Annotated in this window: 22 protein-coding genes; 4 read left to right on the top strand and 18 right to left on the bottom strand. The window is 36.0% G+C overall.

Features of this window, described 5'->3' with window-relative positions; translation table 11 throughout:
• Positions 1–180: 180 nt before the first annotated feature.
• Together ccpA and JR050_RS01780 are read right to left on the bottom strand one after the other, a co-directional pair.
• Positions 181–1,185 (bottom strand): catabolite control protein A, encoded by a 1,005-nt coding sequence (gene ccpA / locus JR050_RS01785; protein WP_204201799.1) that lies wholly within the window; start codon positions 1,183–1,185, stop codon positions 181–183.
• Positions 1,186–1,401: 216 nt separating this feature from the next.
• Positions 1,402–2,478 carry a bifunctional 3-deoxy-7-phosphoheptulonate synthase/chorismate mutase gene (locus tag JR050_RS01780; RefSeq protein WP_204201798.1) on the bottom strand — a complete coding sequence of 359 codons (1,077 nt, stop codon included), beginning with the start codon at positions 2,476–2,478 and terminating at the stop codon, positions 1,402–1,404.
• A gap of 172 nt (positions 2,479–2,650) precedes the next feature.
• On the opposite strand from JR050_RS01780, the gene pilM reads away from it, so the two are divergent.
• Entirely contained in the window at positions 2,651–4,792 is a 2,142-nt protein-coding gene (gene pilM / locus JR050_RS01775) for a cell division protein FtsA (RefSeq protein ID WP_204201797.1), read from the top strand.
• 17 nt (positions 4,793–4,809) lie between these two features.
• Here pilM and ytxJ read toward each other — a convergent pair whose 3' ends face one another.
• The 3 genes from ytxJ to JR050_RS01760 all read right to left on the bottom strand — a co-directional run bounded on the left by ytxJ (position 4,810) and on the right by JR050_RS01760 (position 6,074).
• Positions 4,810–5,136 carry a bacillithiol system redox-active protein YtxJ gene (gene ytxJ / locus JR050_RS01770; RefSeq protein WP_204201796.1) on the bottom strand — a complete coding sequence of 109 codons (327 nt, stop codon included), beginning with the start codon at positions 5,134–5,136 and terminating at the stop codon, positions 4,810–4,812.
• 70 nt (positions 5,137–5,206) lie between these two features.
• On the bottom strand, positions 5,207–5,614 hold the full coding sequence (locus JR050_RS01765; protein WP_204201795.1) for a YtxH domain-containing protein: 408 nt from the start codon (positions 5,612–5,614) through the stop codon (positions 5,207–5,209).
• 13 nt (positions 5,615–5,627) lie between these two features.
• On the bottom strand, positions 5,628–6,074 hold the full coding sequence (locus JR050_RS01760; protein ID WP_346726690.1) for a DUF948 domain-containing protein: 447 nt from the start codon (positions 6,072–6,074) through the stop codon (positions 5,628–5,630).
• A gap of 245 nt (positions 6,075–6,319) precedes the next feature.
• On the opposite strand from JR050_RS01760, the gene JR050_RS01755 reads away from it, so the two are divergent.
• Positions 6,320–7,435 (top strand): aminopeptidase, encoded by a 1,116-nt coding sequence (locus JR050_RS01755; protein WP_204201794.1) that lies wholly within the window; start codon positions 6,320–6,322, stop codon positions 7,433–7,435.
• Between the two features lie 670 nt (positions 7,436–8,105).
• Here JR050_RS01755 and murC read toward each other — a convergent pair.
• From murC to JR050_RS01710, 9 genes are all read right to left on the bottom strand, one after another.
• Positions 8,106–9,401 carry a UDP-N-acetylmuramate--L-alanine ligase gene (murC, locus tag JR050_RS01750; RefSeq protein ID WP_204201793.1) on the bottom strand — a complete coding sequence of 432 codons (1,296 nt, stop codon included), beginning with the start codon at positions 9,399–9,401 and terminating at the stop codon, positions 8,106–8,108.
• Between the two features lie 256 nt (positions 9,402–9,657).
• The gene (locus JR050_RS01745; protein ID WP_204201792.1) at positions 9,658–10,755 is read right to left on the bottom strand and encodes a nicotinate phosphoribosyltransferase; all 1,098 of its coding nucleotides are present in this window, start codon (positions 10,753–10,755) and stop codon (positions 9,658–9,660) included.
• Positions 10,756–10,837: 82 nt separating this feature from the next.
• Positions 10,838–13,078, bottom strand: a complete 2,241-nt coding sequence (locus JR050_RS01740; protein ID WP_204201791.1) for a DNA translocase FtsK — start codon at positions 13,076–13,078, stop codon at positions 10,838–10,840.
• Positions 13,079–13,205: 127 nt separating this feature from the next.
• On the bottom strand, positions 13,206–13,814 hold the full coding sequence (gene ytpR, locus JR050_RS01735) for a YtpR family tRNA-binding protein (protein ID WP_204201790.1): 609 nt from the start codon (positions 13,812–13,814) through the stop codon (positions 13,206–13,208).
• 5 nt (positions 13,815–13,819) lie between these two features.
• Positions 13,820–14,626 (bottom strand): DUF1444 domain-containing protein, encoded by an 807-nt coding sequence (locus JR050_RS01730; protein WP_204201789.1) that lies wholly within the window; start codon positions 14,624–14,626, stop codon positions 13,820–13,822.
• Positions 14,627–14,656: 30 nt separating this feature from the next.
• Entirely contained in the window at positions 14,657–14,965 is a 309-nt protein-coding gene (locus JR050_RS01725) for a thioredoxin family protein (RefSeq protein ID WP_204201788.1), read from the bottom strand.
• Between the two features lie 181 nt (positions 14,966–15,146).
• Complete coding sequence (locus tag JR050_RS01720; RefSeq protein ID WP_204201787.1) at positions 15,147–15,641, bottom strand: hypothetical protein; 495 nt, start codon at positions 15,639–15,641, stop codon at positions 15,147–15,149.
• A gap of 128 nt (positions 15,642–15,769) precedes the next feature.
• The gene (locus JR050_RS01715; RefSeq protein WP_204201786.1) at positions 15,770–16,273 is read right to left on the bottom strand and encodes a DUF84 family protein; all 504 of its coding nucleotides are present in this window, start codon (positions 16,271–16,273) and stop codon (positions 15,770–15,772) included.
• Positions 16,274–16,339: 66 nt separating this feature from the next.
• The gene (locus tag JR050_RS01710) at positions 16,340–17,413 is read right to left on the bottom strand and encodes a M42 family metallopeptidase (protein WP_204201785.1); all 1,074 of its coding nucleotides are present in this window, start codon (positions 17,411–17,413) and stop codon (positions 16,340–16,342) included.
• Between the two features lie 170 nt (positions 17,414–17,583).
• Here JR050_RS01710 and JR050_RS01705 point away from each other — a divergent pair, with 170 nt between their 5' ends.
• On the top strand, positions 17,584–17,895 hold the full coding sequence (locus JR050_RS01705; protein WP_204201784.1) for a hypothetical protein: 312 nt from the start codon (positions 17,584–17,586) through the stop codon (positions 17,893–17,895).
• A 30-nt stretch (positions 17,896–17,925) separates the two neighbouring features.
• Here the strand turns inward: JR050_RS01705 and JR050_RS01700 are convergent, their stop codons facing one another.
• Positions 17,926–18,768, bottom strand: coding sequence for a YtnP family quorum-quenching lactonase (locus JR050_RS01700; protein ID WP_204201783.1), 843 nt, complete (start codon positions 18,766–18,768; stop codon positions 17,926–17,928).
• Between the two features lie 160 nt (positions 18,769–18,928).
• Positions 18,929–19,582 carry a tRNA (guanosine(46)-N7)-methyltransferase TrmB gene (gene trmB, locus JR050_RS01695; protein WP_204201782.1) on the bottom strand — a complete coding sequence of 218 codons (654 nt, stop codon included), beginning with the start codon at positions 19,580–19,582 and terminating at the stop codon, positions 18,929–18,931.
• Between the two features lie 102 nt (positions 19,583–19,684).
• Here trmB and JR050_RS01690 point away from each other — a divergent pair, with 102 nt between their 5' ends.
• Complete coding sequence (locus tag JR050_RS01690) at positions 19,685–19,963, top strand: YtzH-like family protein (RefSeq protein ID WP_204201781.1); 279 nt, start codon at positions 19,685–19,687, stop codon at positions 19,961–19,963.
• Here the strand turns inward: JR050_RS01690 and JR050_RS01685 are convergent.
• Both JR050_RS01685 and pulA read right to left on the bottom strand, forming a co-directional pair.
• Positions 19,960–20,757, bottom strand: coding sequence for a phosphotransferase (locus tag JR050_RS01685; protein ID WP_430392841.1), 798 nt, complete (start codon positions 20,755–20,757; stop codon positions 19,960–19,962). The genes JR050_RS01690 and JR050_RS01685 overlap by 4 nt on opposite strands.
• 233 nt (positions 20,758–20,990) lie before the next feature.
• Positions 20,991–23,120, bottom strand: a complete 2,130-nt coding sequence (gene pulA / locus JR050_RS01680) for a type I pullulanase (RefSeq protein ID WP_204201779.1) — start codon at positions 23,118–23,120, stop codon at positions 20,991–20,993.
• Between the last annotated feature and the right edge of the window lie 19 nt (positions 23,121–23,139).

The raw sequence follows: 23,139 nt of genomic DNA, 5'->3' as shown, positions 1-23,139 counted from the left end.
TTAGTAAAATAACCATAAATTTGATTTAAATGAATAGAGAATTTATAAAAAAGAGGTGCTAATTGAAGGCAATGTTTCCTAATTTAGTAATGAATGGGCAATAGACCGATGATGTAAAAATTTCGAGAAACAAAAAAAGACCAAATCATTTTTACGATTTGACCCTTTGAATACTTTATTTTATTGTTTCGTTGATCTACGATATTCAATTCGATGTGGCAGAACAACGATGTGATCTTCTACCTTTTCTTTATTCATGTATTTCGTTAACAATCTCATTGCTACTGCGCCAATGTCATACATTGGTTGAACGACTGTTGTAAGTTGAGGTCGGACCATTGTTGCTAAACGTGTATTATCGAAACCGATTACTTCTAAGTCTGCTGGAATGGACTTTCCAGCATCTTGTGCACCATGAATGATGCCAAGTGCCATTTCATCTGTTGCAACAAATACTGCAGATGGTTGTTTTGGAAGTTCCGCAAGCTTATCATACGCTTCAATAGCGGAATCATATGAATAGTCCCCTTCAATTACATACTCTTCCTTATACGTTAATCCAGCACTTTCAATTGCTTCGCGATATCCCATTAATTTTTCATTTTTATTAATTCGATCATTTAGTGGCCCAGAAACAAATGCAACATCTGTATGCCCAGCATCTAGTAACCCTTTTACCGCATCAAATGCAGCTTGCTTGTAATCGATATTAACAGATGGTGTTTGGTTGCTTTCTTCCATTGTAGCAGCAAGTACAATCGGAACAGGTGATTTTTTAAATTCCTCAACGTGTTCTTCCGTAATATTGCCGCCCATAAAGACAATACCGTCTACTTGTTTTCCAAGCATAGTATTTAATAAATGAAGCTCTTTATCTTTGTTTTGGTCAGAGTTACTTAAGATAATGTTGTATTTGTACATTGTCGCAATATCTTCAATACCACGAGCTAGCTCAGCAAAGAAGATGCTAGAGATGTCAGGAATAATAACCCCTACTGTTGTTGTCTTTTTGCTTGCTAGTCCTCTTGCAACTGCGTTAGGACGATAGCCTAGACGTTCGATTGTTTCTACTACTTTTTTTCTTGTCGTTGGTTTCACATTTGGATTTCCGTTCACCACACGAGAAACGGTTGCCATTGAAACGTTCGCTTCTCTTGCAACATCATAAATGGTTACGTTCATCAATATTCCTCCTTCTTAGAATTTCTACCTGTCTATGTATAGAATTAGTTATTTTACTATAGAATTATATATTTATTAATGATACTACTAGTTGCCTCACAACCGCAATGTTTAACTATACTTTTTTCATAAGTTTTCACATAGCTTTCATGAAATAACCATTAAAATGAAAAATCTAATAAATAAACCTTCCAAGGACAATATGGAAGGTTTAACGTTCTATACTCTTACAGATGATGAGCTACGCAATTCAGAAATGAAATTATTGAATTCATCGATGTTCATTTGCTGAGCAGAGTCAGATAATGCAACTGCTGGATCTGGATGTACTTCAGCCATAATACCATCTGCGCCAATTGCTAACGCTGCTTTTGCAGCAGGTAACAGCAAGTCTCTTCTTCCAGTAGAGTGAGTGACATCTACCATAACTGGAAGGTGTGTTTCCTTTTTCAAAATTGGAACAGCCGAAATATCTAACGTATTTCTTGTTGCTCTTTCGTACGTACGGATTCCACGTTCACATAGAATAATTTGTCCATTACCTTTTGAAATAATATATTCTGCTGCGTTAATAAATTCTTCAATTGTTGCAGCTATGCCTCTCTTTAATAAAACAGGCTTGTTAACAGAACCTGCTGCCTTCAGCAATTCAAAATTTTGCATGTTACGTGCGCCAATTTGGATGACATCAATGTAATCTAGTGCCATTTCAATATCAGCAGGATTTACAATTTCACTAATAACAGCCATATCGTACTCTGTCGCAACACGTTTTAAAATTTTTAACCCTTCTAAACCAAGACCTTGGAAATCATATGGTGATGTTCTAGGTTTAAAGGCACCACCACGTAACAGCTTTAGTCCTTGCTTTTTAACAGCTTCAGCTACCTTCGCTGTTTGTTCATAGCTTTCAACTGAACAAGGGCCAAAGATGAAATGAGGATTTCCATCACCAATCAATTCTCCTTTAAGATTTACAATTGTATTTTCAGGCTTTTTCTTTCGCGATACCAGTAATGCTTTTCTATGGTCATCTTCTTGAAGCTCTAGGCTTGCTTTAAAGATTTCTTTAAAAATATGCTGCAATGTAGATGTTTCAAAAGGACCTTCATTAAGCTCTGCTATTCTATCAAGCATGTATCTTTCACGAACAGGATCAAAGCGATTTACACCAGAGACCTCTTTCACTTTACCAATGTCCTTCACAATTTGTGCTCTTTCATTTAAAAGAGACAAAAGCTTTAAGTTTACATCCTCCAACTGTGCTCTTAGTGAATCTAACTCAACATTACTCATCTAATCATTCCTTCCTTGTATTTATCTAATGCAGAAAGTGTGGTACATTTCTATATAATTAGAATTATTATAAACGAAACAACTGAGGTTGTCACTCACTTTTACTTTAATAATTGAACGCTTTTAAGCGATAAAGCATTTTATGCATTAACTATGAGAAGGTGAAGCTAACATGGAAGAACAAACATCCATATTTGCACTAGATATTGGGACAAGATCTGTTGTTGGTCTTATCTTAAAAGAAATGAATAATACATATGAAGTTATTGATTTATTATCAATAGAACATACAGAACGCTCCATGGTGGATGGTCAAATTCATGACGTACAATCGGTTTCTAAGGTCATTACAAAAGTTAAGGAAAAGTTAGAAGAAAAGCACGGTCCACTCACAAAGGTTTGTGTTGCTGCCGCTGGTCGTGCCTTAAGAACTGAGCGAGCGACAGTTACGATGGATATAAAAAATAGACCGTATATGCAAAAGGAAGATATTCTTCACCTTGAATTAAGTGCCGTTCAACAAGCACAGCATATTTTAGCCGCCAAATATGAAGATGAAATTAGTCATCATTATTATTGTGTTGGTTATTCGGTTATGCATTATCGATTAGATCGAGAAGAGATAGGTAATCTCGTTGATCAGCAAGGAAATGAAGCTTCTGTTGAAATCATTGCTACGTTTTTACCTAAAATTGTTGTTGAATCATTAATTAGCGCACTACATCGCGCTGGTCTTGAAATGGATGCTCTAACATTAGAGCCAATTGCTGCTATTAACGTATTAGTGCCTACATCAATGAGACGATTAAACGTTGCCCTTGTCGATATCGGTGCCGGTACATCAGACATTGCAATTACAGATAGCGGTACAGTTATTGCTTATGGTATGGTTCCTGTTGCAGGTGACGAGATCACGGAAGCAATAAGTGACGAGTTTTTATTAGATTTTCCATTAGCAGAAAAAGCTAAACGAGATTTATATAAGCAAGAATCTATTACTATTCAAGATATTTTAGGCTTTGAAACAGAAGTCACAAAAGAATCAGTTGTATGCCAAATTTCTGATTCAATTAATAAACTAGCTCATTCTATATGCCAAGAGATCTTAAAATTAAATAAAAAACCACCAAAGGCTGTTATGTTAGTTGGGGGAGGTAGTTTAACACCAGAGCTACCAAAACGAATTGCCAATATGTTAGAGCTTCCAGAAAATCGGGTTGCTATCCGAGGTATCGATGCCATTCAACACTTAAACTTGCCTGAACACGTATACCAAGGACCAGAGCTCGTAACTCCGATTGGAATTGCCATCGCTGCAAAGCAAAGCCCTGTTCACTATTTAACGGTTTATGTAAATGAACGTCCTGTACGGTTATTTGATATGAAACAACTAACTGTTGGAGATTGTATTCTTGCAGCTGGAATTAAAGTGAATAAACTATACGGAAAACCAGGTATGGCTATTATGATTAAACTGAACGATAGGGATTATACATTCCCTGGAGAGTTTGGAAAGTCACCTGTGCTTACGAAAAACGGCGTGCCTTGTACGTTAGATTCAAGTGTACAAAATGGAGATCAACTTCTTGTTGAAAAAGGTGATGATGGTCAAACAGCCACCATTCGGATCCAAGATCTTATCGATGACGTTCCTTTTAAATGCATTTCTATTAACGGGGAAAAGCATATAATAAAAGCGAGTATACATCGAAATAATCAACCAGCATTAAGTACCGATATCATTCATGATCATGATGTTCTTACGTACAAGTTCCCGCAAACGTTACAAGATTATTTAACTATAAGCCATAATCAAGAACTACTGACTGACATAATCACCTTCCAAATTGAGTTGAATGGAAAAGAAATTTTATTAAACGAATGCAGTGGGGTGCTTTTGAAGGATGGAAAAGCTACGACTGTTTCAACTTTAATTGAAGACGGCAGTCAATTTGTCATCCAATCAGCATCTATTCCAACCGTTGAGCAATTGGCCGAAATACAAAAACTATCTCTTATCTCTTCAATACCTGTCTTTTTTAGAGGAGAAAAAGTTGAACTAACAACAAAGAAAGTGGAGTTCATGAGAAATGGTCAAGTACTTCAAGAAACAGATATCATTCATAATGGAGACTCTCTTCAAATGGTTGAAAGAAAAATAGATCCTTTCATTTTCCAAGACATTTTCAGATTTATTGATATAACCATTCCAACGACGGGCGTGGGTCAATTTAAATTAATGAGGAATGAACAAGAAGTAACTTTCCATGAGCAGCTTGCTCCTGGTGATCAATTAGATGTTGTATTTACGTAAAAGAAGTAGCCCATTGGCTACTTCTTTATGTTTTCAGCTAAACTTTTATTTGTAATCTTCCAATGTGATGCATTCCATACAACTTGCCCATCTTTAAATAATAACACTTGCGGAGACTCGTGCTTAATGGAGCATGTTTCAGCAATATAATTGGATAACGGACGATCATCTTGTACGTATAAGTAATATGTATTCACATCTTTATTTTCTTCTGTAAATTTTTCGTATTCTTCAAATGCCGCCCCACTTACCGGACAAGTTAAGCTATGTTTAATTAATAAAAATTCCTTGTTTTCCTTTACAACATGTTCAAATTGTTCAATCGTTGATACTCTTTTTTTCATGGCAAATGCCTCCTATCCAAATTAAAAAGGTGAAGTTATCATACCACTTCACCTTTGCCTTTATCAATGATTAGAACTCATCCTTATCTTCTGTTGCTGGTTTTAATGGAATAAAGTCTTCTTGAGATTTTGTTGCTGTAGTTGAAACTTCCTCTAAAAGCTCAACTGGTTTATCTTTATCAACGACATTGTGATCTTTTGTTTGATTCGTTACCTCTTTAATCATATCCAAAATGACTGAAGACTGTTCTGCCACAACTTGACTTAAAGAAATAGTCTTTTCTTTTGCAACTTCAGCTAGTTCGCTGCCTTTTTCAGTCAGTGACTTTATACTCTTCACAGAAGAAGCTGTTTCATTAAAGTCTGCTCTTAATTCTTTCCCTGCTTTTGGTGCTAGGAATAGGGCTGTTGCTGCTCCAACAAGTGCACCAATTACTGCCCCTGCAACGAAATCTGAACCACTAGATTTTTTACTCATATTATGTTCCTCCTTATTCATCAACTTCAGTTCTGTAAATTCTGTTGTTCTTTCTTTGTTTAAGCTTGTCCCACAATTCAACTGCTACATTGCCCCATTGAACTGCTTGAGTGATTTTATCCCCATTTTGTTCTGCTTTATGTTGAATGGTGCTTGTAACATTCTTAATGGATCCGCTAAAACGTTGAAGAGAATCTCCAATTTCCTTTACAGCTTGTACAACTGTATTTAACGATTCAGACTTTTGCTGAATGTCGTCTGCTAATTGATTTGTTTTAGCTAATAGCTCAGTCGTTTCTCTCGTCACGCCTCTCATCTGCTTCTCTAAATCAGAAACCGTTGTAGACATTTGATCAAGGCTTCTCCTCACAGCTAACAACGTCTTCGAAATATAAATGGCTAAAATAAGAAACGATATTGCAATAATTGCAACACTTACATACAACAAATTAATCCACACTTGAAAAGTTCCTCCTACTTGTTTACGTTAAATTCATCTCTGCACATATAATATCAATACCCATTTATTAATTAAATGAAACATGATGAATAGTTTTTTCTTTTCCTCTTAACTCCTTCTATACCACTTCTTATATTCCTTCTTTCTATTTCAATAAATTAAGAAAAACTTCTGCACTCATGTAAGCTTTTTCCTAAGAAATCGGTTACAATAACTGTGTAGTACATAATAGAGGAGAGAGATAGATGAAGGATCCTAGAATTGATACATTAGCAAAAAACTTGATCAACTATTCATGTAAGCTTCAAAAAGGTGAAAAAGTATTAATTGAAAACTTCGGTTTGCAACGTGAGCTTGTGACTGCATTAGTTCGTGAAGCTTATGCTGCCGGCGGATATCCATTCGTATCTTTAAAAGATAGCACAGTAGATCGTGCAATGTTGATGGGTGCTAAAGAAGAACAATATGAAATGATCGCTAAATTTGAAGCAAACGTAATGAGCGAAATGGACGCTTATATTGGACTACGTTCTGGAGAAAACATTTCAGAACAATCTGATGTTCCTAGTGAGAAAATGGCAATCCATGGCCGTACTGTTGGTCAAAGAGTACATAGAGACATTCGTGTACCAAAAACAAAGTGGGTTGTACTTCGTTATCCAAATGCATCTATGGCACAACTGGCTAAAATGAGTACTGAAGCATTTGAAGACTTCTACTTTAATGTTTGTAACCTTGATTATGGAAAAATGAGTGAAGCGATGGACAGCCTTGTTGAACTAATGAACAAGACAGACAAAGTTCGCCTTACTGGTCCAGGAACAGATTTAACTTTCTCGATTAAAGATATTCCTGCCGTTAAATGTGCAGGTGAGTTAAACATTCCAGACGGAGAAGTATACTCCGCACCAGTTCGTGATTCTGTAAATGGGGTAATTACATACAATACTCCATCTCCTTACCAAGGTTTCACGTTTGAAAATGTTAAGCTTACATTTAAGGATGGAAAAATTGTAGAAGCAACTGCAAATGATACAGAACGTATCAACAAAATTTTCGATACAGATGAAGGTGCTCGTTATATTGGAGAATTTGCAATAGGGGTAAATCCATATATTTTACATCCAATGCAAGATATCCTTTTTGATGAGAAAATCGATGGAAGCTTCCACTTCACTCCTGGTCAAGCCTATGAAGATGCTTGGAATGGCAATAATTCTAACATCCACTGGGATATGGTAAACATCCAACGCCTAGATTACGGCGGAGGAGAAATTTACTTTGACGATGTTTTAATCCGTAAAGATGGACGCTTTGTCATTCCCGAATTAGAAGTGTTAAATCCGGAAAATCTAAAGTAGAAAGAGGCTTGGCCAAAAGTATACTCGGCGAAGAAAAATCTGAACAATCATCTCAAATTCGTTTAATAGGATTTGAATGAGTTCGGATTTTTTTATTTATATTGTTAGAGACTACGTTTTGTTTTAAGTATGTACTAGCTGTTAATTGAAGTGCAAGACGAAGACTCCTGCGGGAGAAGCGGTTAGGTGAGACCCCGCAGGGAGGAACGACTGAGGAGGCTCACCAATCGCCCGCGGAAAGCGAAGTCTTGCACGGAAATTAACAGCTGTATTAACATCCTATCTAATTTGAAATTGTTCTTTCTTTAGTTATCGTGTTTTAGTTTTGTCCCAAACTCTTTTTTTATTTTCGTCATTAATTTTGATATAAACCAAATAACAACTAGAATAGGAACACGATTTACTCCTCCTTATTTCTTCAACTCTTCTCCAGTTAGAATTGGAAACAAGATATCAGATTTAAATTTGGCTAATGACATATACTTCTGTTCTCCAAGATTACCCAATTCTAATTTGCGTTCATCTCGAGTTATGCGTACTTCGTATCAGGAGGAGTCAACGTTTTCATGGGGCGATTCAAAATAAAAGATATAATCAGGTTCTCCTAACCTAATAACTGTTAATAAAAAAAGTGAGTGCAAACTGTGTGTTTGCACTCACCTAAGCTGGTTTATACTAAGTTTTCATACGAACTTTGAAACTTTTGAATATCTCCAGCTCCCATAAAGATCAGAACGCCATCTTCATGCATTTTTAACGTTTCAATTGAATCTTCTGTTATTATAGATGCATTTTCAATCTTACTTCGGAGATCTTCAATTGTTAGTTCACCTTGATTTTCACGAGCAGATCCGAAAATATCACATAAATAGACGTGATCAGCACCTTTTAGGCTATCTGCAAATTCTTGTAGAAATGTTTGTGTTCTTGAGAACGTATGTGGTTGGAAAATAGCCACGATTTCTCTAGTTGGGAACTTCTGACGTGCTGCCTCTAATGTAACTTTAATTTCAGTTGGGTGATGTGCATAATCATCAATAAGCGTTTGATTTCCATGTTGCTTTTCAGTAAAGCGTCGTTTTACACCTTTATGTGTTTTCAATTGTTCAGCCACAACTTCTGCTGAGATATCTTCATAATGGCATAGTGCAATAACAGCTAATGAGTTCAACACATTGTGGTCACCATAGGCCGGAATTTCAAACGAAGCATAAAAATCATTTCGAACATATACATCAAATGACGTTCCTGTTGTTGACTTCACTACATTACGAGCTTGGAAGTCATTATCTTCTCCAAACCCATAGAACAAGACAGGCACTTTTGCTTGTATCTTTTGTAAGTACTCATCATCTCCACAAGCAATTATTCCCTTTTGCACTTGGAGTGCCATCTGTTGAAATGCATCAAACACGTCATTAATATCCTTATAGTAGTCAGGATGGTCAAAATCAATGTTTGTCATGATTGCATAGTCAGGGTGGTAGGATAAGAAATGACGACGATACTCACAAGCCTCAAACACAAAATATTGGCTATCCTTCGCACCTTTTCCTGTTCCATCACCAATTAAAAACGAAGTTGGATGTGAACCAGATACAACATGTGCTAACAAACCAGTAGTGGATGTTTTACCATGGGCTCCTGTTACGGCAACACTTGTAAACTTCTTCATAAATTCCCCAAGAAATTTATGATAACGTATAACTGGGATTTCTAATTTTAATGCTTCATCTATTTCTTCATGAGTATCAGGGTAAGCATTTCCTGCAATTACAGTTAACCCAGGCTTTATATTTTCACGACTAAAAGGAAGGATCGTAATTCCTCGTTCTTCTAATCCAGCTTGGGGAAAGAAATATTTTTCAACATCCGAACCCTGTACTTGAATGTCCATATCGTGCAATATTTGTGCTAAAGGACTCATACCTGCGCCTTTTATTCCTACGAAGTGGTAAACTGTCATTTAAAGAACCTCCAATATTTGAATCAATTCGAGCGGTCTACCTGTAAGACAGTATATGACATGAATCTAGATTTGAGATTGTCCTCATCTTCTAGTGTCATTGTATGTATAAAAACACTACATTATTATATCACTGTCTACAAGAATTACATAAAAGGAATGTTGACAAAATTTTTAAAACATCCAATGGTCATTACCAGTTTAGCCATTAAAAACAGAGAAACTGATAGACTATCTACCAGTTCTTTTTGTTAAATTAGTCTACTTTTTCTAATCTCGGATTTGGTCTACGTTTGCGCCCTGATTTTGCTTCAGGTTCTCCATTTAATTCAACATTGTCTCCAGTGAATCCAATGTTGATTTTCAATAGACTACTTCCAACTCCGTACATATCAACTGGAACTTGCTGTTCCTCAAATTCGATAATCCGCTTTTCATTAAATCCACCAGTTACAACGATTTTAACATGCTGAAAGCCTTCCTTGTCTAAAGCTTCTCGTAATGCAAAAACAAGAGGTGCATTTACGCCGCGTGGGTCAAAAGTACCAAGAATATCTGGATTACGAACAAAGTATTGATCAATCATCGTTCTTGACGTATCTAAACGAACTGCTTTTAAATCATCTCCAAATTCCTTCGCAACTCTTAACGCATCGGTTATCACATCATTATTATAATCAACAAGTACCATCAATTCATCTTCTGGAAATGTCTCTTGATAGGCTTTCGCAGCCTCTACAACATCACCATTAAACAATTGGATGAGCGCATGCGGCATCGTGCCCATTCCTTGCTTTCCCCACCATTCATTCATTGCGTGAGTTGCTTGTGCCTTTGAACCGCCAATGTATGCAGCATAACCGTCACCGGCTTGCTGTGTATAGTGATCATCTCGGTCTCCCATAAAGATAATAGGCTTTTGGATTCCATTCTTTGCCCCAGCATTCATCACATTATATACACTTGTTGCCACTGACGTCCGTCTAGCCAGAATTCCATCAATAATTCCTTCCAGAAAACCGAAATTTTGATATGGTCCTTTAATTGTCAGCACAGTTTCAAATGGACTTATCTTATCTCCATCTTTTAATGAGTGTATTTCTAATTCATCTGGTTGGTCAGCAAATGTTTTTATTAATGCTATCACTTCATCTGTTCCGCATAGAACAGCATTCTGTTTTTGGAAAAACTGCATCGTTACTATATTGTTAGGCTTATGTCTCTTCACAATTTCTCTCGTTTTTAAGAAATATACTGCTGAAAACCAGCCATCCCTAATTCGTTCATCAAATTTAAACGTACGATTTGTCAGCCGTTTTATTTTGCCCTGTAGCTTTAATTCTATTTCCTTCATTTTAAGACCCTCGTCTCTTTCTACAATCAACTAGTATAGACATACCTACCATTTTAACGAATTCTATTCATTTTTCCAATCGTTATGATATTGAAGTAGAATTTTCGTCCTGTAATTCTAACCATTCTTCCGCTGTAATAAGTACGTCTCGTTGCTTACTTCCTCGTTGTTCAGATACAATACCGTAGTCTTCCATCATCTCAATAAGTCTTGCAGCACGATTATAACCAATTCTAAATCGTCGTTGTAGTAATGATGATGATGCCCCACCCTGTTCAATTACAAACTCACACGCTTCGTTAAACAACTCATCCTCATCGTGTGTAATGTTAGACTTCGATACTAAATCTTGTTGATGGAATAGGTATTCAGGCTTTTGTCTTTCTTTTACAAACGAAACAATCTTCTCAATTTCTTGGTCAGATACAAAGTTACCTTGTAATCTGACAGATTTAGAAGAACCATTTTCTAATAATAGCATATCTCCCTTACCAAGAAGCTTTTCGGCACCACTTACGTCAATAATGGTTCTAGAGTCCACTTGTGAGGATACAGAAAAAGCTATACGTGTTGGGACATTTGCCTTAATAAGCCCAGTAATAACATCTACAGAAGGACGTTGTGTTGCCAGTAATAAATGAATTCCGCACGCTCTCGCCTTTTGAGCAATACGGCAAATTGATTCCTCTACTTCACCTGGTGCTACCATCATTAAGTCAGCTAACTCATCAATAATAATGACTAGAAATGGCATTTCACCTGATGGCTCATTATGTTCACGAACAAGTTCATTGTAACGGTTAATATCCCGAACTCCAGAATGAGCAAATCTCTCATAACGTCGTTCCATTTCCTCAACTGCCCACTTCAACGCTGCAGTAGCTGCCTTCACATCTGTAATAACAGGGCTGACTAAATGAGGGATATCATTATAAGGAGCTAGCTCAACCATCTTTGGATCAATTAGTAATAGTTTTACTTGATCTGGTGACGCTTTATATAACAAACTTACGAGCATTGCATTAATACATACACTTTTCCCTGAACCAGTTGCACCTGCAATTAAACCGTGGGGCATTTTTTTCAAATCTGTAATGATAGGTTTTCCCGAGATGTCCAATCCTAACGCAACGGTTAACGGAGAAGGGTTATTTCGAAAAGCGTGACTATTAATAATTTCACTTAACAGTACTGGTTTACTAACTTTGTTTGGCACTTCGATTCCAATCGTATTTTTCCCTGGTATCGGTGCTTCCATTCTAATATCTCTTGCAGATAAAGATAACTTAATATCATCTGAAAGATTCGTAATTTTATTTACCTTTACACCTGGCTCTGGATGTACTTCGAATCGAGTGACAGATGGACCTTGTGTCACGTTCACGACTTTTGCTCTTACATTAAAGTTTTCTAGTGTTACGTCTAATAGGTCCTTCTGCTCTTCTAACCACTGTTCATCTGTGAACACATCGTGCTTTGGTAACGTTAAGTAATGGAGTGGAGGAAATTGATAGCCACTAGGTTGTGGTGTTTCCTTTTGTGTTTCCTTTGGCTTTTGGTTCAGCCTTTCACGATCTTGCTTTAACATAACAACATTAAAAGGAACTGGCTTTCTTGGTGGCGTCTTTTCTTCCCTTAATTCTTCTTGCATTGGGTGAGAAGAAAACGTCGCTTCTTCCATTTCCTCAATGGTTGATGAGACTTCATCATATACTACTGTTTGGAATGATTGGTGCAGTTCTCCAATTTCCTCAACATATTCCTCTATCTCATCTTCATAAGGTTCAGAAATATCTTCGTTTATATCGTTTATATACTCGTTTGAATATGTATTCTCTTTATTTTCTTCAGGTTGGAAAATAGGTATTGCTGTTGTTTCTGGAAGTTCAAACTCAACTGGTTCGTTTTCTCGATTAGGATTCACTCTTTCTCTGAAACCGTAAACAGGTGACGGTACATCCGTAGCTTTAAAAGGTCCAGAAGAAACTTTGACTTTACTTGTTTCAACTTTACGGGGCATTTCCTTCTTTTTAACAGGTGTTGGCCTAGAAACTGAATGAGAAGTGGCAGTTGTAACCGGCTTTTCATCAACAGGCTGTCTCGGTGGTCTTCTCTTCCCTTTTTGTTGTATTTCTGAATCTGCTATTAATGGGAAGCGAAAATTCCTTTCAGGATATTGATACGACACTCTTGCTTTTATATCTGATTCATTTAAATTCTTTTTTTCATGAGATACAACATTACGGAGTTCTTGTTGAGAGTTCGTATCTTTTTCTTCATCACCGGTTATGTAAGAATAAAACTTTTTAATGTACTTTAACATGTAAAACCACTCTTTCAATGTAAAACTAGTATCTTTCTATTTTAGCAGTTATTGTTGAATTTTGGGGAATAAATTAAAGGTAATGAAATGAAAAAGCCATTAGTCCTATAACTAATGGCTTAACTAATTATTTTTTAGTAAATTCTTGTCCTACCTCATACTCATTTCCTAATACGAGGATTCCTTTTTCTTGCGGAGCATTTGGAAGGTCAAGTTCACGTGCAGAGCAGATCATTCCAGAAGATGCAACGCCTCTTAATTCAGCATCTTTAATGAGAAGTCCGCTAGGCATCACTGCACCAACCTTTGCTACAACTACCTTTTGGCCAGCATCTACATTCGGTGCTCCACAGACAATTTGTAATGTTTCTGTACCAACATCGACCTTGCATACACTTAATTTATCAGCGTTTGGATGTTTTTCTTTCTCCAACACAAAACCAACAACAAATTTCGAAGAAAGATCAACGTCTAATTTTTCATGGAACTCATTTTTCGATAAAATGTCTTGAATGGCATTTACTAGCCCTTCAGTAAGGGATACCATTCCTGTTTCTTCAATTGTCACATAACTAGAAGCGTTAAAAATATTAAATCCAATTGTTTCGTTATTTTCTTTATTAAAAATTCTAGCTACGTCACCTTTACGATTGAACTGTTTTAGATCACGATCACTATCTCTTAATGAAACGATCAACGTATCACCAATACCCTCTGCATTGTAAAATACATTCATTGTTATTAACCTCTCTTTGGTTTATTTTTCCCTAAGATGAAGACCGGTTCTAATTCCCCGTTCGTGTATAGAAAGGATAATGCAGTGATAGGAACAAGTCCATTTGAGAAAAAGCTCATCGTCATCTGTGCTAAAATATCATAGCCAGTTTCATTTTGAATGTCTGCAATAATTAATACATCTTGGTGAGGAACAGCAACCGCCATCGTTCCTTCCATATCCTTTTCATATTGCGATAATAGGGATTCATTTAAAATTCTACTAGCATCATACCCATCATTTGAATTAAGGAAATAGAAGTGATTATCTGCAACCGTATCTTTTTTCACTTTAGTTGGAAGAGAACGTAGATTAAATGTTGCCATTTCTCGAATTTGTTCTGCTTTCCAGCCTTCTCTTTCCATTGTTTCTTCATCAATTAACTTATATGTTCTCCCTAAGTCAATTGCGTAATAAATTCTAGTTTCTGCTGTATGATCTTCGTAAAAGAGCTTCTTGCCGTCTTGTGATTTGGTCGCAAAAGAAGTGGAACGGATGACTGGAAATACTTTTTTCTCTTGCCCATATAAGCCATCATCCTTTTTTAAGGCAAGCAATGACTCTTCTATGTAATAAACAACTTCATCAATTACGGCGTCTTTTTGGACTTCCCATTTACTTATAATTCCTGGTAACGAGACGGTTACCCCTTTATTCATCTGTTTATCAGTCACACGAAATGTATCTTCTTTAGCATTAAAATAAATACTCCAGTCAGGATTGTTCAATCTTGCTTCGAGTATCTCTTTCATTTTTTTACTCGTCATTTTCATTCAGAACACTCCCTTCTGCTTTTGGTTATCTTACAAACCGTTTAAAAATTGTTCAATTTCATCTTGTGTTTTTCTGTCTTTGCTAACAAATCTGCCTAGCTCATTACCTTCTGCATAGGCAATAAAGCTCGGGATACCAAATACATCTAATTCAATACACAAATCAATAAATTGATCACGATTCACATAATAAAAAGTAAACTCGTTATATGTTTCTTCTATCTCTGGTAAAAACGGTTCAATAAAACGGCAATCTGGACACCAGTCTGCTGAGAATAATAAGACTACCTTGTCTTGAATGATTTCTTTATATTGTTCAACATTTTCAAGTTTTTTCATGTTTACCCCTCCAAGATTAAAATAACGATTTTATTACCCGTCATCTATTATATATATCCTAATGTATTAATACAAAAAAAATAAACCTCATAGTAATAGGTTTATTTAGGCTGATGACAAACGTTTTTCATTTTAGCCTTTACTATTCATTTAAGGTTTAAGTCTATTATACAGAGTCGGTTTATTTAACACGAACAGAATTTGCAATTTGCATCATTAATTTTGCACTATCTACTATTTTATCCTTTTTCGTTTCAGTTGTTAGCTTCGTACCACCAACACCTACTGTAACTTCGTATAGATTTTTATCAAGTTCTAGCACTTGTAAAAATGCAAAGGAATCTTTATGTTCAAATGTTTCATGAACTAGATACTCTTCATCTTTTTGTGAAGAATCGAAGACTACTTGACTATTTTTCTTCTCAAGTGTATTGACGAAAAGGATATATGGTTGTTTACCTTCTGTTAAGATAATGTTCGTCGTTCCCTTATCTATTATCTCCATTGATGTAGGCTTATAGTAGGAGAACGTTTCTGTTTCGACATTAACTCCCTTTTCACCTGCGTGAAACTCTTTTTCTACTATGTCTTTTGTCTCAACTACAACCTCATCAATTGATGTGCAGCCTACTAGTAATAAAAGTAATAATATAAACAAAGATTTATATTTTCTCATCTTTATCCTCCTAACTTACACTCTTTTATAATAACCTTATTAAAAAAGGTGTGACAACCCAAAATTGACAAAATTCGAGAAAAAATACGGTTTTTGTCGAAGAAATAGGAAGATATGCCTAGTATTTACTATCTATTAAATTCATATTGTCCTCTTAAAAGCTTCACGATATGTTCAAACATTTCTTTACGATTGATTATTCCATTCGTTAAAACTCCAACTGCACCTTCTAGTTTACGCACATTTTTCATTTTCGCAAAATCATCCATAATTGGTCCAAGCTCTCTACCCTTTAACAATTCCTCACCAATCTCATTAGGTAATTTGATTTTGGCACCACTTGCCACAGCACAATAACCGCTCTCATCAACTAGTGCTCCCCAGTTGCATAAATAAATTCCGTTCTCCATTTGGAGTACTCCACCTTCTAAGCCAATGCCGATCGTTGTTTTAGCTTCTCTTAACGCATTGTTCGCTCGATTTAGTGCTCCTTTCATCGTTTCTTCATCAGAAAAGGGTTGATCCGAAACGTCTGACGGAACTGACACACTAACTATTCCATCATTTTTAAAAATCGCTCTAACCGCTTCAACCTTTGCAAAATTTTTGGAACCAATTGCAATGCTTTTCATTTATTCAATCTCCATTCATAGTCCAGTTTCCCATAAAAAAAGAGAGCAGATTGCTCCCTTTTGATCTTATCCATTGTCTCTAATTGTTTGAACAGTCGTTTGATCAAGAGACTTTACTAGTTTCACAATTAATTCCTTTGCTGCAGCATAATCATCAACATGGACGATTGATGCATGTGTATGAATATATCTTGAGCAGATTCCGATTACTGCAGAAGGTACACCTTCATTTGAAATATGAACACGTCCTGCATCTGTTCCACCTTGTGAAATAAAGTATTGATAAGGTATGCTATTAGATTCTGCTGTATCTAATATAAACTCTCTCATACCTTTATGTGTCACCATAGTACGGTCAAGAATTCTTAAAAGTGCACCCTTCCCAAGCTGACCAAATGCAGATTTATCTCCTGACATATCGTTTGCTGGACTTGCATCTAGTGCAAAGAAAATGTCTGGCTGGATTAAATTAGCGGCTGTTTGTGCACCACGTAATCCAACTTCCTCTTGAACTGTTGCACCAGAATACAAAGTATTTTGGAGTTTTTCACCCTTCAACTCTTTTAACAGTTCAATCGATAATCCACAACCATAGCGATTATCCCATGCTTTTCCTAACACCTTCTTAGGGTTAGCCATTGGCGTAAAGTCACAAAGTGGTACGATTTGTTGACCTGGCTTAATTCCAATTCGAAGTACATCTTCTTTATCATCAGCACCGATATCAATAAGCATGTTCTTTATATCCATTGGCTTTGCACGTTGTGATTCCTCTAATAAATGTGGAGGAATAGATCCGATTACGCCAATAACTGGTCCATTATCAGTGATAATCTGTACACGTTGAGCTAGCAATACTTGGCTCCACCAACCTCCAAGTGGTTGAAAGCGAAGCATTCCATTTTCAGTAATAGACGTAACCATGAATCCAACTTCATCCATGTGACCTGCAACCATAATTGTTGGTCCATTTTCAGGTCCACGTCTAAGGCCGAAGATGCTACCTAATCGATCTTGTACAATTTCATCTGAGTACTTTTCAAGCTCTGATCTCATAAATTTACGGACTGCATGTTCGTTTCCAGGTGCTCCAGGTAATTCAGTTAATGTTTTAAAAAGCTGCAAAGTTTCTTGGTTCATTATGTATTCCCCCTACACATTATTTCGAAATGCTAAATAGTTTCTGTCTTTTATTGTACAAAATAAATGCCATGCTTTCCAGTTTGAATTGTTCCTCTCGTTCTGAAAGTATGAAATAATGTATAATTTGTATAGAATGGATATTATCCAAAGAATCGGAGGATTTTATTATGAGTGTACGGAAATTTTTACTCGGTGTTACAGTTGGAATTATTGGAACTTATGCTTTTCAAAAATATAAACCAGCTCACATATCATCAGATGCTGCCTTACGTAAAGTAAAGCAAGAAGTAAAAAAACATGGACCAATTGACGGTTCTTGGATTCACATGGTTCCAGAAGAGTTTATTAGAAACAACATCACCTATAAAATATACAGAGGTGGAATTTCAAGAACGATTCATGATCAGCAGGAACACTTAGAATTCATTGTAAATGCTGAAAATGGTACGATATTAGATATTCAAGAGATCGATGTATAACCTGTTTTATGCCCTTTATTCGAGAAAGGGCTATTTTTTTCGCTCAATAGCGCTCTTAATATTCCCTTCTTGATCCCATTTCAATGCACGATAGTTAGCATCATGATAAAACGTGAACCACATATCTTCTTGAAGTCCATTTTCAATCCAATGTTTTTTCGCATTTATCGATTGCATCGGATAATCATCGTACGCCATTACCCATAATGGATTTTGGTGTGCATGGGTCGGTAAAATATCAGCTAAGTGAAGTGCTTTGTCATCACCAGATTCCATTAAAACAATCGAATGCCCATCACTATGTCCACCAGTATGGTGCATGGAAATTTCTTCAGTGATGTTTTTTTCACCAGAAAACGGCTGAACCAAATGCTCAATTCCTGACCAATTTTCTTTCCAATATGTATTTTTAGAACGGATATTAGGGTTTCTCATTTCGTTCCACTCGACTTCTGAAGTGTAAATGACAGCGTTCTCAAAAGTAGGAACTAGTGATTCTCCGTTCCATTTTGTCAGCCCACAAGCATGATCGAAATGAAGATGTGTCATTAACACGAAATCAATATCCTTTGTTGTTAAACCTAGCTTTAAAAGGGATTCATCTATTTTTGATTCTTCTTCCACACCGAAATTCCGCTTCATTTTATCTGTCATTTTATTTTGACCAATTCCAGACTCAATGAGCATGTTACGTTTACCATCTTGAATCAAAATCGGATCTGTTCGAAGTTCGATTAAATTGCGCTCATTTACTTTATATCGTTTCGACCATAAAGCTTTAGGGACAACACCAAACATAGCTCCACCATCCAAGTGGGTCACACCACCATTTAGCCATGTTAACGTTAAGTTACCAACTTTTAATGTTTCCATGATTTCCCCTCCTCATTGCACTTATTGTAACATGAAGTGGATGATTATGTGACTTGTCAAAGACTGAAACTACTTATTATTTCAGGTAGCCCCACTGTCACGAGTCATAGTGGCTCTCTCAATACCCCAAAACAAAGATCAAACATAAAAAAACCTGCCACTAGGACAGGTTCGATGAACGGTATTGTACTTCTGAACGATAAATTCGATTTCCTTTGCTTGCAAACTTTTCTTCATACTCAGTCATTATGTTTCCTTCGAAATCAGAGTGATGAAGGTCAAGACTAACAAACTTTAAAAGAAGACCATATTCTGAAAAACTCTTTAAAGAAAACTCAAACAAACCTTGATTATCAGTTTTAAAGTGTATTTCTCCGTTTTCCACTAAAATATCTTCATACATTTTTAAATATGTTTTATAAGTTAAACGTCGCTTTTCATGGCGATTTTTCGGCCATGGATCTGAAAAGTTTAAGTAAACTCGGTCTATTTCATTTGATTCAAAGAACTTTTGCAAGTCTTCTGCATTTTGATTTAATAAACGAATATTTGGAGTTACGTCTTCTAATATTAAATCTAATGCTCCGACGATGACACTATCTTGTAATTCTATTCCAATATAGTTTACATGTGGGTTAGCTTTTGCCATACCTGTAATAAATCTGCCTTTTCCAGTTCCTACTTCAATATGAATAGGTTTGTCATTACCAAAAAGTTCATGCCATTTCCCTCTTTTTTCTTCAGGATTATGGACTACTATTGAAGCATGTTCGGCTAGTTTATCTTTGGCCCACGGTTTATGACGTAGACGCATATATTCACTTCCTCTTTTAATAAGACTGATTTTATTCACTGTATAAAAATAGTAGAACTCTCAAACGATATACATGACTTTAATAAAGGATGTGATTTTAGTATGCCACTTGATCTTCACAACCAAATTAGTGTATTAATGGACATATTATCTAACCAGCAAACAGATTGCTGTGGCACTGTCGCGGAATGTGAACAGTTAGAAAGATTAGTTAAATCAATGTTAAGTAATGATAACTTAAGCTCCGAAGCAAAAAACGTGTTAATGGATGTGTATCAATATAGCCAAAATGGGAAATATTCAGCTCATTTAGATGAACATATATTAAGTCATCAACAAGACATTTCTAGATGGATTGATGATATCCATCAGCTTTCTTAATCAAGCAGAGACTGTAAATAGTTCTCTGCATAATGCTTTTGTTCACTTGATTTTTTTTCTTCAAACCATTGTATGGATAACAATGTTTGATAAATTACATACCATTTCATTCTATGCATTAGACTTACATCCAGCTCAATTCCGTAATGAGCTAGCCATTCTCCCCATCTTTCCTCTGGTATATATGAATATAAAAGCATTCCGATATCGATTGCCGGGTCTGCTACCATTGCACCGTCCCAATCAATTAAAAACATTTGATTTGTGTTGGATAATAACCAATTATTATGATTAATATCTCCGTGACATACGACATATTCAACGTCTTCAATTTTTTCTAAGCCTGTCCTTAAATAATTTAAGGCAATTTTGATTGAATGGTTATGAACGCTCTCTAGCTTAAAGTAACTTGAAGTCTCCATATCCTGAAGCAATTCTTCAGGCTTTAATGGAGACTTACCAATTCTCATCAGCATATCAAGCAGCTCTTTTGAAGAGTGGATTTTGTTTAAAAGCATAGCCACTTCCTTCATATGCATATCAACCGGCTTTAATTCTCTTCCATCTAGCCAATGTTGAGCTGTAATGACATCCCCATTTTCCAGACGCTTTGTCCAAATAAGCTTTGGCACAATACCTTCTGCAGAAAGTACAGCTAAAAACGGAGAAGAATTTCTTTTTAAAAATAATTTTTTATCATTGTGCTGTGCAAAATAGGCTTCTCCCGTCGCTCCACCAGCTGGGGAGATTTCCCATTCTTCACCTAAAATATAGTCCAAACCATTCACCTTCATTATTGTGCCTAATCTTACCCAGTAGGAATTTTCTACCGTAGTAGGAGATTCCTACTGAGTAGGAGTTTTCGTTATTTTGGAAAAACAAAAGTAGAAAGACTAGGCTATGCCTACTAAGGTAGGTGCTAGCTTAGTCTTTTTTATCGAAACGATGCATTTCGAAATACTAAATATTAATACTATCTTATAGATTTTATCTCCTACTAATTCAAATCGTCAAGTACATCCGTAAATTATTCCTTTGTAAAAACATTACAACTCAATGGCTGTATGACGAATTTTTTAGTTGTCAGTTTATAAAGTGTTTGTACATTAGCCTCTTGATTGTCGGCAAGGACGTTCCAACTCCATTTTTGATCAAGTTCTAAATATTGTTTTTGAGTACTGTTATTAAAAACGACAATTATTGTTTCCCATTCACCATAATCTTTCACTCCACGAAGCTCATATGCAAGTAATTCTGGTATAGTCTGAATGAAGTACATATGTTTTCTAACTTGATTTCCCATTGAAAAACGAAATGCTCCATGTGACTTTCGAATGTCAATTAATCCTTTAATATATATAACATCTTTTTCAAATTGTGATTTTTGACTCCACTTTAACTCATTTATAGCATCAGGTGATTGATAGCTATTGCCAACACCATGCTTTGTTCGATAAAACTCTTGGCCACTATGGAGGAAAGGAATACCTTGTGATAACAAAACCATACTCGTAGCTAATCGATGTCTTTTTCTTATAATCTCTTTGTCTTCGAATGAGTTACACACAATGGCTTTATCCCAAAATGTATGATTATCATGAGATTCTACGTAATTAACGGACATAGCAGGATGTGAGAATAATCCTTTTACCTCATCATTATTAATGCTTCCCATCATCACATGCTTTACTTCTTTTGTACGATTACATTGCCCTAAAGCGAAGCCTCTATCATATAGATTAAAGGTACTGCCTTTAATAATGTCCCGAAACCGATCATTAAAATGACCAATACGATTCATTTTTGCGGAATTACGAATCGTTGCTTTTTTCTCTGGCGATAAAGGTGTATTTAACTCCCACCCTTCTCCAAATAGCAAAATTGAAGAGTCTACCTCATCCACCTTTTTTCGCAAATCATTCATCGTTTTAATGTCTAAAATACCCATTAGGTCAAAACGAAGGCCGTCCACATTATATACGTTAATCCAATACAGTACACAATCAATAATAAACTTCCTCATCATTTTTCTTTCCGATGCCAAATCGTTTCCTACACCTGTACCGTTAGAGGGCATTCCATTATCATCATACCTGAAATAATAACCCGGAACGATTTTTTCAAAGGCAGATTCTTCTTTTATATACACATGATTAAATACAACATCTATGATTACTCTTAAGTCTTGCTCATGAATGTCTTGAATCATTGATTGTAATTCTATGATTCTTGCATATGGATTTCTAGGATTTGAACTATAACTGCCTTCTGGGGAAAAATAGTGAAGAGGATTGTAGCCCCAATTATAGGATGCAAGAGGCTTTTCTTCATCTACTCCCGCGAACTCATTTACTGGCAACAATTCAATGTGAGTGATACCGAGTTGTTTTACATAATCAATACACGTATCTTCAGTACCTTCAACAAACCCAGTATATTTTGCTTTTTCCTTTACTTTACTATCTTTATGAATCGTAAAGTCTCTTATATGTGTTTCATATATAATGGCGTCTGTCGGTTGTGCCATTGGTTCCAGCCGTTTTTGCGGAATTACTGTTTTCTGCAGATCGACTACAACTCCTTTTTCACTGTTAATCGTAACTGATTTTGCATAGGGATCAACAGCTTTACGCCAAACATTATTGACACAAACATCATATACATACAAATACATTTCCAAGTCACTAGAGATTGTAATCGTCCACGTTCCTTTTTCCGAACGCTTCATTTCATGTACAGTTTTTTTCTTTCCATCAGGCGTGAACAAATATAAGTTTACTTTGGTTGCAGTAGGTGCCCAAACTTTAAAGAACGTTGAGTGAGTAAAATATATAGCGCCTAAATCTTCACCGTTATAATAGTATTCTTCATCAAATTGTGGAGTCCGTACTACAGCACCTACTAGCAAGTCAGTTCGGTTGTCTCCGGTGATAACGTAATAGATTCGCCCTAATATGATGGGCTCTTTACTACTACATTGATATTTATAGAAGTCAGGATGTTCTTCGTATGATTGAATTTGTAGTTGGGAAGTTATTCCACTTGGTTGCAAGAGCGTAAATTTCGGATTTACATCCCATATTTGGTGCTTAGGTAATAATACTGTGATGACAGTCAATTCATCAAGATATGCCTCAAACTCCCTATGCGCCTCCATCCAAATTCCTCCCGTATGT

This window comes from Bacillus suaedaesalsae (assembly GCF_016890225.1).
GTDB classification, from domain to species: domain Bacteria; phylum Bacillota; class Bacilli; order Bacillales; family SA4; genus Bacillus_BS; species Bacillus_BS suaedaesalsae.
Note: the sequence above shows the minus strand (reverse complement) of the source record. Positions and strands in the feature narration are given on the sequence as shown.